Origin of the sequence: Janthinobacterium sp. PC23-8, assembly GCF_002250505.1 — a bacterium.
GTDB lineage: Bacteria > Pseudomonadota > Gammaproteobacteria > Burkholderiales > Burkholderiaceae_D > Janthinobacterium.
Genome location: NZ_NJGY01000001.1, coordinates 1,221,167 through 1,233,611, shown reverse-complemented (window position 1 = coordinate 1,233,611; position 12,445 = coordinate 1,221,167). Strand labels below are relative to the sequence as shown.

Annotated in this window: 5 protein-coding genes; 1 reads left to right on the top strand and 4 read right to left on the bottom strand. The window is 64.3% G+C overall.

Annotation, left to right across the window (positions count from 1 at the left end):
- The 4 genes from CD932_RS05350 to CD932_RS05335 form a co-directional block, all read right to left on the bottom strand.
- Positions 1 to 5,887 (bottom strand): YDG domain-containing protein (locus CD932_RS05350; RefSeq protein ID WP_094441729.1); only part of this gene is annotated, 5,887 nt, incomplete at its 3' end.
- A 49-nt stretch (positions 5,888 to 5,936) separates the two neighbouring features.
- The gene (locus CD932_RS05345) at positions 5,937 to 7,592 is read right to left on the bottom strand and encodes a ShlB/FhaC/HecB family hemolysin secretion/activation protein (RefSeq protein WP_254926472.1); all 1,656 of its coding nucleotides are present in this window, start codon (positions 7,590 to 7,592) and stop codon (positions 5,937 to 5,939) included.
- 229 nt (positions 7,593 to 7,821) lie between these two features.
- Positions 7,822 to 8,517, bottom strand: a complete 696-nt coding sequence (locus CD932_RS05340; protein ID WP_094441727.1) for a response regulator transcription factor — start codon at positions 8,515 to 8,517, stop codon at positions 7,822 to 7,824.
- A 14-nt stretch (positions 8,518 to 8,531) separates the two neighbouring features.
- Positions 8,532 to 10,520 carry a sensor histidine kinase gene (locus CD932_RS05335; RefSeq protein WP_254926471.1) on the bottom strand — a complete coding sequence of 663 codons (1,989 nt, stop codon included), beginning with the start codon at positions 10,518 to 10,520 and terminating at the stop codon, positions 8,532 to 8,534.
- Between the two features lie 629 nt (positions 10,521 to 11,149).
- Between CD932_RS05335 and CD932_RS05330 the strand changes: the two genes are divergently transcribed.
- The gene (locus CD932_RS05330; protein ID WP_254926470.1) at positions 11,150 to 12,412 is read left to right on the top strand and encodes a sugar ABC transporter substrate-binding protein; all 1,263 of its coding nucleotides are present in this window, start codon (positions 11,150 to 11,152) and stop codon (positions 12,410 to 12,412) included.
- Positions 12,413 to 12,445 lie beyond the last annotated feature (33 nt).

Sequence of the window (12,445 nt, the reverse complement as noted above, 5' to 3'; positions counted from 1 at the left end):
CCTTGCTGCCAGCCGTAATGCCGGTCACGGCATTGATGGCGGCGCGGCTGATGTCCGCCGTGGTGCTGGCCGTGCTGCTGGCCAGCGTGTAGTTGCCAGCGTCGGCACCACCAAGGACGATGCCGCTGACATTGACCGTCTTGCCGGTGGCTGCGTTCTTGTCCACAAATACGCCGCTGGCGGTGGCGTTCAGGCTGTCCCCATTGACCATGCCGGCAAAGGCTGCGCCGCCAGTGTTGACGGTGGCGCCGATGGTGCCGTCATAGACCTTGCTGTTGGCCGTTATGCCGGTGACGGTGTTGATGGTGGCGCGGCTGATGTCAGCGGTGGTGCTGGCCGTGCTGCTGGCCAGCGTGTAGTTGCCGGCGTCGGTACCGCCGAGCGTAATGCCGTTAATGGCAACGGTTTTGCCAAGCGCCGCATTATTGTCCACAAACGCGCCGCTGGCAGTGGCGCTCAGGCTGTCGCCAGTGACCATGCCATTAAACGCTGCGGCGGACGTGTTGACCGTTGCTGCCGTGGTGCCGTCATAAGTCTTGCTGACGGCCGTAATGCCGGTGACGGCGTTGATGGCGGCGCGGCTGATATTGGCGGTCGTGCTGGCCGTGTTGCTGGTCAGATTGTAGTTGCCCGCGTCAAGGCCGCCAAGCGTAATGCCGCTGACGTTGACGGTCTTGCCGGTGGCGGCATTCTTGTCAGTAAACGCACCGCTGGCGCTGGCGTTCAGGCTGTCGCCGGTGACCATACCGTTAAACGCTGCGGCGGACGTGTTGACCGTTGCTGCCGTGGTGCCGTCATAAGTCTTGCTGCCGGCCGTGATGCCGGTGACGGTATTGATGGTGGCGCGGCTGATGTCGGCGGTGGTGCTGGCGGTATTACTGGTCAGCGTGTAATTGCCAGCATCTGTGCCGATCAAGACGATGCCTTCGACCTTGACAGTCTTGCCGTTGCCGGCGTTCTTGTCGCCGAAGGCCACCTTGCTGGCGGTAAACGACAGGCTGTCACTGCCCAGCACGCCATTGTAGGTGGCGCCGGCGTTCAGGGTGGCAGAGTCCGTGCCGTCATAGGTTTTGGTGACGGCGGTAATGCCGCTGACGCTGGCAATTTGCGCCTGGGTAATGCTGCCGCTGCCGCTGCCGGTCACCGCCGTCAGGTTGTAGTTGGCTGCATCCGTGCCGCCCAGGGTGAGGCCGCTGGCGGTGACGGTCTTGCCGCTGCCGACGTTCTTGTCGGCAAACGATGCCGAGGTGGCGCTGACCGTCAGGACGTCGCCATTGACCATGCCGGCAAAGGTGGCGCCGGCATTGCTGACCGTGGCGGAGGTAGCAGCGTCATAGACTTTGCTGCCGGCCACGATATTGCTCACCGTATTGATGGTGGCTTTGGTGATATCGGCCGTGACGCCACTCGGGTTGTTGACCGTGTAGTTGCTGGCCAGGCCGGCGCCGTTGGCCAGCGTGGCGCCGCTGATGGTCACCGCCTTGCCGCTAGCGACGTTCTTGTCGGCGAACACGCCAGACAGGCCGGACAGGCCAAGCGTTTCCGAACCGACCAGGCCGCTCAATGCGCCGCCGCTGATGGGGGCATTGGTGTTGCCGTCATAGACTTTGTTGCCAGCCGTCGCGCCCGTCACGGTCAGCGCCTTGGGCGTGATATCGGCCGTCAGGCCGGTCGGATTGGTCACCGAATAATTGCTGGCCAAGCCGGTGCCGTTGGCCAGCGTGGCGCCGCTGATGGTCACCGCCTTGCCGCTAGCGACGTTCTTGTCGGCGAACACGCCAGACAGGCCGGACAGGCCCAGCGTTTCCGAACCGACCAGACCGCTCAATGCGTCGCCGCTGACGGTGGCCTTGGTGTTGCCGTCATAGACTTTGTTGCCAGCCGTCGCGCCCGTCACGGTCAGCGCCTTGGGCGTGATATCGGCCGTGACGCCACTCGGGTTGCTGACCGTATAGTTGCTGGCCAGGCCGGCGCCGTCGGCCAGCGTGGCGCCCCTGACCGTCACGGTCTTGCCGCTAGCGACGTTCTTGTCGGCGAACACGCCAGACAGGCCGGACAAACCCAGGGTTTCGCTGCCAACCAGGCCGCTCAATGCGCCGCCGCTGATGGGGGCACTGGTGGTGCCGTCATAGACCTTGTTGCCGGCCGTGACGCCGGACAGCGTCAGCAGGCGCGGGGTGATCACCAGGCCGCCATCGATATAGCTGATCGCATAGGCCGACTGGCCGCCCGTGGCGTAATAGCCGCTGACGGACACCGCATAGGTGCCGGCGTTGACGGCGCCGGCGGTGTTGCCAGCGTACACAGGTGTGCCGGGCAACACGTTGCCGGCGACCAGGTTGGAGAGCGTCGTGGTGTTGGCGCCGCCCGCATAGGCGGTACCGTCGTACACCTTGGTGCCGTTGGACACCCGCACCGCGATCGGTTGCATGAACGAGCGCAGGAACGGCGCGCTCTGGCCGTCGTACACCACCCACATCTGCTGCAGTTCCCAGCTGGCGCCCGTGTAGTTGGCGCTGCTCTTGAGCTGGGCCGTGGTCATGCCGCTGCCGCCGGCGCTGGTGGCTTGGCCGCTGGCCGTGGTATCCCAGAAGCTGCCGGCGACGGTGCCGCTATTGACCGCCACCAGGCCGCCCAGGTTGCTCGATCCGCTCACGCTGGCATTGGCGTAGCTGTTGTTGATGCTGCCGCTGTTGCTACCCGCCAGGCCGGCCATGGTGTTGCCGCCGATCACCGAACCGCTGGCATAGCTGTCGCGGATGGTGCCGCTGTTGTTGCCCACCAGGCCGCCGATATTGAGACTGCCCACCACGGCGCCGTTGGCAAAGCTGCCGCGAATGGTGCCCGCATTGCTGCCGGCCAGCGCGCCCACATTGGTGGCGCCGGTCACGCTGCTGTTGCTCAGGCCGACGTTGGCGATCACGCCGGCCATGCCGACGGCGCCGAACAGGCCGATATCGGTGCCGCCGGCCCTGGCGATACGCAGATCGGCAATCACGTGGCCAGTGCCGTCGAGCTTGCCAACGAAAGGCGACGCCGCCGTGCCGACCGGAATAAAGCCTGCACCGGCCCAGACATCGGTAGCACTGGCCGCCGTGCCGGCGGCGCTGAAATTGCTGCCCAGCGTGTAGCTGGCGCTCTTGTCCATCGCCATCAATTGCAATTGATGCGTACCATTGATGGTGGTGGACCACTCGGACGCCAGCATCGGCAGCGTGCCGCCGCTGCCGTTGAGCGCACCGTCACTACCCACCAGCACCCAGTTGTTGCCGGTGGCGCCAGGGGTGGTGGTGGTGGTGAAGCCAACATAGTTGTCGTTCGCCAGCATCTGCGCGCCGGTCAGGCCCAGCGCGTTGGACTTGGAGCCGTTACTGCCACTGCCAACGCCGGCCATGCCGGGATTGAGATCATTATTGAAGAAGGCATTGTCAATTCTGCCATAGTTGCCGCCGACGATGCCGCCTGGCGACGAAGTACCGTTGTTCTTGCCGGAGAAATAGGCATTGGCAATGCTGCCCAAGTTTCCACCGACCACGCCACCGACCAAGCTGCCGCCCGAGATGTTGCCAGTCGCATAGCTGTTGCTCACGTCGGCTTGGGACATGCCGACCAGTCCTCCCACCGAGCCGCTGCCCATGACGGCGCCAGTGGCATAACTGTTGTCGATCGAACCGTACGCCGTGCCGGCCAGGCCGCCCACTACCACGCTGCCGGTGACAATGCCGGTAGCATGGCTGTTGCTGATCGCCGCATAGTTGATGCCGACCAGGCCGCCCACGTGCCAGTTTCCGTTGAGATTGCCGGTAGCATAGCTGTCGCGGATGACGCCGTTGTTTCTGCCCACCAGTCCGCCCGTGCCGTTAAAGCTGTTGCTGTTGGTCACAGCCGTGGTGCTGTAGCTATTGTGGATCACGTGGCCCGCCACGTTGACCGCCACCAGGCCGCCCATGGCGCCGTTTGACACGGACGTTATCGCGCCACCGCTATGGCTGTTGCTGATGGCGCCGGCATTCGTGGCCACCAGTCCGCCGATGTTGCTGTAGGGGAGGCCGCCGAGCTGGCCGCTGCTGTACACATTGTCGATCGTGCCGCTATTAATGCCGGCCAATGCGCCGACATTGCCGACATTGCCAGGCGAGTTCGATCCGCCCGTGATACTCACGCCGACCAAGCCCAGGTTGCGCACCGCACCAGTGGCGCCGATATTGCCGAACAGGCCCACGGGGGCGGTGTCGGTGCGGGCGATGGTCAGGCCATGCAGCTCATGGCCCAGGCCATCGAAGGCGCCGGCAAACGGCGCGCCATCGCTGCCGATCGGCATAAAGCCGCTGTTGGCATTCCAGCCGCTGGTGGCGCTGAGGTCGAGATTGCTGCCCAGGGCATAGCTGCCGCCCAGGCCCAGGCCCTGCAGGTCGGTGCCGGTGCTGCTGCCAGGCGCGCCCAGGCTGTTGATCACCGTGTACACGGTCGCCACGCCGTCGCTGCCCTGTTTGGTGCTGAAGTTCTGGCCCGACGGCAGGTCGACTTCGGCCTTGACGTTGTAGGTAGCGGTATTGTTCGCCGCTACTGCGCTCTGGCCATATTCCAGCGCCAGGCTGGCCGTGCCGGCGCCGCGCAGCGCGCGGTTGATATTGATGCTGTTGTGGGCCGTGAGCGTAAGCGTGTTGGCGTTCCACGCGATATTGTCGTTGACATTGATGTCGCCGGCTCCTGCGCCCGTGGCCAGGGTCTGGATGGTGACATTGTTGCTCTTGAGCGCATTGGTATAGAACGCGCCGGTCTGGTCGCCGTCGGTGGCGGCAATCGTGAAGTCGGTCGGATCGATCAGCCAGGTGCCGGTCAGGCCCTTGCTCGATGCCGTCGTGACCTTCAAGGCGTCGTCGAGCTTTACATGCGCGGCCGAGGTGTCGATAAAGCCGCCATTGCCGCCGTCGGGCGCGCTGGCGTCCAGGGTGCCGGCCGCGTTCACCGTACCGCTTTGCATGTCGCCCAGCAGTTTGATGGTACCGCCGCGCGTGTCTATCGTGTGCGCCTCGATCACGCCGGTGTTGTTGACCACGGTTTTGAGCAGCTTGCCGGCGGCCTGCGCCGTCATCACCACGCTGCCGCCATTGGCCCGGATCAGGCCGCCATTTTGCACCAGCGCGCCCACCGCGCCGCGGTCCACCGCCACGTTCAGCAAGCCGTCGCCAGCCACATCGAGCGTGATCGCCTGGCCGGCGGCCAGCGCCACCGAACCGAGCCGCGCCTGGATCGTGCCTTCATTCGACACCTGCGCGCCCAGCAAGGCTACAAAACCGCCCGGCGCGCTGAGCGCGCCCTGGTTCAGCACTCTACCCGTGCCATTGCCTGAAAATTTGTAGTTGCCCGACATAAAGTCGGCGTTGGAAATATCAAGTGTGGAGGCCACCAGGCCGGCCGTGTTGACCGACGCGCCGTGGCCGAACAGCACGCCGTTCGGGTTGACGATAAACACCTTGCCGTTGGCCGACAGGTTGCCAAGGATGGTCGTGCCATCGTTGCCCAGCACCCGGTTCAAGGCCACTGCATTGCTGTTCGGTTGCACGAACTGCACCGACTCGCCCTGCTTGATATTGAAGTTGGCCCAGTTGATGACCGCGTTCTGGCTGCCCTGGTTGATCACCGTCGAACCCGGCGCACCGCTAATGTTCGCCTGGCCCGCCACCACCGTGCCACCAAGCGGCCCGGCCAGCGCCAGGCTGCCGTAACCGAGCATCAGGGCCGCCGCCATGCTGGTCAGCGCAAAATGCGCGCCGCCGCCGCTGCTGCCGGGCATCGAGCGCTTGCCGGCCGATTTGACGTTTTCGGAAACGGCGGCGTAGGCGCCGGTAGCCTGGTTCCAGATGGAGCGGTAGATGCGGTTCATGGCGGGTCCTGATGGGGTAAGCGTTCGGGTGATCGTTATTTTTTATGTATTAAAAGTACTTGACCGCTTGCAGCCAGAAGCGGCCGGCCGTATCCGGTACGGACGTTGCCCTGGCGTTGCCCAGCTTGTGCGCGTAATACGCCTTGATCAGCAAGGCGTTGGCGCCGGTCCACGACAGGCCCACGCCGGCGCCGCTCAGGGTGCGGCGGTTCTCGCCCGGGCTCCATTGGTTGCGGTTGAGCTTGACGGTGCCCGTATCGGCAAAACCGACCAGTTGCAACTGGCCGGCAATGGCGGCCAAGGCCGGCAGGTTGCGCCGCAGTTCCAGGTTCAAGACGTAGCCCTGGTCGCCATACGCCTCGCCGCCCGGATAGGCGCGCACGCCGCCGACGCCGCCCAGGCCCATTTTTTCCGAGGCGTCGAGGTTTTTCGAGGCCGTTTGCGCGTTGACGATGGCGTAGGCGCTGGTGGCCGCACCCAGGCTTTGCAGCCGCGAAGCGGTCAAGCCCAGCTTGTGGAAGCTGCCGTTCGTCTTGACCGTCAGCGCATCGATCTGGCGCGCCGCCAGGGTTTCAATGTCCACCTTGCCGGTGCTATAGGTCAGCGAATAATTGTTGACGCCGCCTTCGCCAAAGCCGTCCTTGCTGTCGCCATTGAGATTGAGCATCCAGATTCTGGCTTGTTTGTCGTTGACGGTGCCGGTCGATTGGGTCTTGTCCTGGAAATCCTTGCTGTCATAGTTCAGTTGCGCGTACAGGCTGCCGGCGCGGGTACGGATCAAAGGATAGCTGCCGTACACGCTGGCGATGCTGGCCGTGCCCTTCGCATCGAGCACGGCGAACTCCTTGCCCAGCTTGTAGTCCATATACGTATAAGCCGTGCCCAGGCGCAGCAGGCCGGCCTGGCCCTGGTAGGCGGCGCGCACATAGTTCAGGCCGTCGGTCGAGGTAAACGCGCGCACGGTGGCGACGTCGCCGAGGCCGGCCACCTCGTTGATGTTGAGCGTGGCGCCGAAGCGGTTGCGGCCCGTGTAGCGGCTGCCCTGGTTATCGAGGTCGACGCTGCCGTTGACACGCGCGCCCGGCAGCACATCGACGATCAGGTTCGACACCCCCAGCGAGGCGCCCGGCGTCAGCGTGGAGCCCACCTCCACGCCCGGCAGGTCGGACAACTGCAACAGCCGCCGTTCGAGCGGGTCGATGGCGATTACCTGGCCATCGAGGCCGGCGAGGATATGCTGTGCCAGGGTATCGGACAGCGCGCTGCTGTTGCGCAACTCGACCTTGCCGTACTGTCCCGGCAGCACCTGGATCGCCACCACGCCGTTCTCGATATCCTGCGCCGGCAGGAAAGCCTGGGTCAGGAAATAGCCGCGCGCATGGTAGTAGCCGGCCACCGTGGCGGCCATGGCGCGCAACTGGGCCAAGGTCAGTTCGCTGCCCGGCACAAAGCCGGTGGCGGCGATCAGTTCGGTCTCGGTAAACACCGGCGCGGCGGTGATGTGCAGGCGCTGCACCATGATGCGGGTGCTGTCGCCTGCGGCGGCGGCAGGCGCCGCGCCCTGCCGGACGCGGATGCCGGGATCGGCCTTGGGCAATTGCGGCGCGAGCGGAATTTGCTGCAGCTGGCTGCCGGCGGTCGGTTGCTGGGCGTAAGCTTGCTGGATCACTAACAGCAGCGCCAGGGGGATGAGTGTGGAGCGCAAAAGTATCCTCTCGCCTGCCATGGGCGAGGCAGTAACACTGCGCAATCTGGATAGTGAATGGCAGGTGTTGATTGTTATTGTTGAAGCGTCCGGCCGCAGCGGCATTTTGCCGATTCGGTAAGGTGGTCAGTTATGAAAGTTTAACAAGGGAGAGATGTTGCGTCTGTCCCCTGAACTGGGGACAAGAATGGTTTTGACGGAGCGGCGGCGTACCCCGCAAAAGATCAGTTCAGTCGAGCAAGCCCTGAAGACGCGCCTCGAAGATGGCCTCGGCGCGCGAGTTTACTTTCAGCTTGCGGTAGGTCCGGCGGATAAAGGTCAGCACCGTGTGATGGGATACATTGAGCAGGCGCGCGATCTCTTCGGCGGTGAAGCCCTTCGTGATCAGCTCCAGCACTTCCTGTTCGCGCGGCGACAATGGCGCGCGGTGTGCCGGTTCGGTGTCGCTGGCCTCTTCCTGAACCAGTGGCAGCCCGGGCGGCACCAGGTGGCGGAAACGGGTCAGCATCTGGCGGGCGATCAGGGGACTGATCGGGCTGCCTCCCCGGTGGATGCTGCGAATCTCGTCGGCAAGACAGGAGGGCTCGGCGTGCTTGAGCAAATAACCGGCGGCGCCCGCCTCGATCGAACGCATGACGTGCAGCTCGTCGCCGAAGTTCGTGCTGACCATCACCGCGCATGTTGGCCACTTCAGCCCGGCGGCGCGGATCACGTCGATGCCGGAACCGTCTGGCAAACCCAGGTCAACCAGCAGCACATCGGCGGCGTCTTGTTCGAGCAGCAGCAGGCCTTCGCGGCGGGTGCTGGCGCTGCCGGCCAGCACCAGGTCGGACGTGGCGGCCACGGCGTCCACCAGCGCGTTGAAGAAGTCCATATCGTCTTCGACGATGCCGACGCGTATGGGTAAAGTGGGCGGAACAGGCATATGGGCAATGTCTTTCAAGCGGTAATGGGATGGAGCGCGGCGGCCGGCGCCAGGGGCAGCCACAGCACCATTTGGCTGCCGGCCGTGGTGGATTCCCAGGACACCGTGCCGCCGATGGCTGCGGCGCGACGCTGCTGGTTGAGCAAACCCTTGCCGCCACCGCGCAGCGCCGCTACCGGGTCGAAGCCGCCGCCGTTGTCGGCAATCGTCACCAGCACGCCCTGGGCGTCGCTGGACGTGGACACGCTGATGCGGCTGGCCTCGGTGTGCTTGACGATATTGGTCAACGCTTCCTGCAGGATGCGCAGGATATGCAAGGCGCTGCGCGGGTCGATCCATTTCAGCGGCGGCACATCGACGACGGCCCAGTGCAGTTCGATGCCGGCGGTGCGCAATCGCCCGCCCAGCCGGTAGCGCAGGGTGGCCAGCAACAGCAACAAGTCGGCCTCGACCGGCTCAAGCGAGTCGATGGTCAGGTGCAGGTCGTCGATACAGTCGCGCAGGATATTGGACACGGAAATTTCGCCGAGCTGGCCGCGTTCGATGGCGCGCAGCGCGCTGTGCAGCGACGAGCCCAGGCCGTCGTGCATGTCCTGCATCAGGCGGTGGCGTTCCTCGGCGACGGCTTGGCGGTGTTCGACCTCCCGCAGCCGCCGGTGGCTCTCGCCCAGCTCGGCCTCGCGCTCGCGCAGGCGTATCGCCAATTGGGCATTGCTCTGCTCGACCTGGATCAGTGCGCCGATGTAGCGGCGGTACATCAAAAAGCACAGCGTGGCGAAATTCTGCAGGTTCATATAGGGGCCAAGATACCAGTCCTCGGGGCCGAGAAAATTGCTTTGCAGCGCCCAGTCGTTGACGCCGTACAGCACGCACAGACCGACCCCGATCGACATCACCATGGCCTCCGGCGAGCGGCCCCGTGAAGCCCAGGCGCCAGCCACGCCCATGGTGGTGCCGGCAACGATGGCCAGCAGGTAGATCAGCGGGGTGATCAAGGGCGAGTTCGCCCAGTTTGCCACCATGGGCAACGAGAACACCCCGACCAGCAGGTTAATGCCGAGCAGGCTGCGGCTGAGCCAGCGCTGGCGCTGGCCGTGCCCGAGCACCTGAAACGCGTGTACCAGGCTCAGTATCCAGAACAGCGAGTTGAGCATCAGCCAGGCGAACCAGTCGTTGTCGAGCCGCGTTTCGCAGTAGAAGCCCAGCGCGCGGATGAACTGGGCAACGGCCAGCAGCGCGAACAGGCCGTAGCTGCGGCCGACGCCACCGCGGAACCAGACCACGGCGGAGAACAGGCCGGCGGAGATGAAGGCACCGATCCACATCACCGGCAGGTAGACCTGCAGCCACTGCCGGCCATGGTAGCGCCAGCCGATTTGCTCTGTGCTGCCAAGCCAGACCGAGGCCAGAGCCGTGTGGCTAGCCCGGCCGTGCTGCAGGCGGAACAGGATTTCGCGCGGCGGCGCGGCACGCTGGCCGGCGTCGATGGGCAGCCACAGCGGCGTCCAGTACCAGTTCGGGCCATCGAGCTGCCGTTGGTGCAGCAATTGGCCATCGACATACACGGCGATCGGGCCATAGGCCTTGATGCGCGCCGCGTACAGCATCAGCGCCACCGGCGCCGGCGCGAAAGCCGGCAGCGTCAGGCGGTACCAGGTGGTGGTGACCGTCCCCGGCGGTGCAGCCCTGGCGGCGACCTCGGCCTGTTTGAGCACGTCGGACGGGCGCGCGTACGGCAGCGCGATGCCGTGCCAGGCGGCGGGCAGGTGCGCACTGTCGACGCGGACCGGGGCCGGCGTGAAACCGGGACCGGCCACGTCCTGCACCTCGGCCGTCACCACGTGCAACGTATCGGGCTCACCAGTGCGCTCCGTGCATGCGGTCAACACGGCCAGCATCAGCATCAGCATCAGCATCATCACCAGCAGCGCGAGCGGGCACCAACCGTCCTGCCGGGCGGCGGCAAGGCAATGCGGGTGGCGTGGCGCAAGGGCTGGATTCACGAAAGATCTACCGGTGGAAAGCGAGTGCCACTGACGAGATCCCTCCGCAGCGGTGTTCAGTGCGCAATAATCGCGACGGCAAACAGCTTAACCCACAACAGCTTGTTGACAAACATTTCCTTGTAGCCAGTTCAGGCGACATCGTTGCATGTCAGCTGTTCTATTCGTACGCCCCCGAGCGCCTTTGCTCATCCTGCGAGAGCAGCGTATCGGTCACCCGCTGCACCTGCGCCGGCTCCTGCGTACCAGCTCCCAGCCGTCAACCGAAGTAAACGTGCGAAAAAAGCGAAGTAAAAATGGGCAGCCTCCAAAACCAAGTGCAACACCGTCTCCTGTAAGGTGTCTCCATGCCAAGAATTTACGGGTTCTGATGTCGCTTTGTTCATCAAAGTGTGAATTTTTCCTGGAGTGGCACAGCGCCCCTTGAGCCCCTTGAACTGGACGGACTTTTCCTGTCAGCGCATAAAAATTTTAGCGACAGGCGATTGGTGGGCCGATATCGTTTTGCTGAAAAATAGTATTTGAAAACTCGCCGCTTTTGCAGTGGTGGCGGGTCGGCTTTGTTTTTATAGTGGGCTCACCGGTGGAAAACCGCCGGACTATAAAAATGGAGACGTGTTATGAAAATCATGACTGCTATCGCATGCGGCGCCCTCATGTCCGCCGCCGTTGCCGACGCTTCGGCGCAAAGCTGCAAGGTGCCGCTACTGAAGGTGCTGGCGCAAAAAAGCCTGGGGCTGACGGTGATGGAAAAGACCTTGGCCGACTATGAAAAGGCCAGCGGCACCAAGGTGCAAATCAGCTATTTCGGCGAGAACGACCGCCGCTCCAAGGCCAGGCTGGACGCATCGACCAGGGCCGGCTCCTACCAGATCTATTACATCGACGAAGCCAACGTGGCCGAATTTGCCACCGCCGGCTGGGTCGTGCCGCTCTTGAAATACCTGCCGAAAGAGGCCGACTATGACGACTTCCTGCCGGGCCGCCGCGCCGTCGCCTCGTACAACGGCGTGGCCTATTTTGCGCCCCTGATCGGCGGCAGCGACTTCCTGTTCTACCGCCGCGACCTGCTGGAAAAGGCCGGCGTCGCCGTGCCCAGGACGCTCGACGAACTGGTGGCGGCGGTGAAAAAAATGCACAGTCCTCCGAACGTCTATGGCTGGGCGGCGCGCGGCCAGCGCGGCTCGGGCATGAATGTCTGGCGCTGGGCGCCGTTCATGCTGGCCGCCGGCGGCAAGTGGGAAAACAACGGCGTGCCAAGTTTCAATTCGGCGCAGGCCGTGAAAGCGACCACCCTGTACCGCGACCTGTTCAAGTACGCGCCACCGGGCGGCGCCACCTATGACTGGAGCAATGCGCTCGAAGCGTTCAGGTCGGGCAAGGTCGCCTTCATGATCGAGTCCACGCCGTTTGCCGACTGGATGGAAGACCCGAAAAAATCGTCGGTAGTCGACAAGGTCGGCTATGTGCGCCCGCCGGCGCCGCTGGCCTCGGCCGCCTACGGCCACGGCCTGGCCATTTCCACCTCGGGCGCGAAAGACGAATGCACGCGCCAGGCAGCCGGCAAGTTCATCGCCTTTGCCACCGGCAAGGAGCAGGAACAGGCGCGCCTGAAGGACAAGGTCTTCAGCGACTACAACCGCAGCAGCACGGTCAACAGCGACTACTTCCGCCAGCACGTCAAGCCGCAGATCCAGGCCGGCCTGACCGACACCACGCCGGTCTCGCGCGTGACCATCTGGCCCAGCCCCGAGTGGCCGGACATTGGCGACAACCTGGGCGTGGTGCTCGAAGAAGTATTTACGGGCACGCGCACCGACGTGCAAGGCGCGCTCGATGAGGCGAACGAATATGCGACCGATGTGATGTCGCGGGCGAAGAAGCGTAAATAGGGCGCCGGCCGGACCTTGTTTCGCACGCCGCCT

What these genes read in the sequence shown, in the direction of transcription:
- CD932_RS05340 (WP_094441727.1), bottom strand. Translation starts at nt 8,517, where the DNA reads ATGCCTGTTCCGCCCACTTTACCCATACGCGTCGGCATCGTCGAAGAC.
- CD932_RS05330 (WP_254926470.1), top strand. Translation starts at nt 11,150, where the DNA reads ATGACTGCTATCGCATGCGGCGCCCTCATGTCCGCCGCCGTTGCCGAC.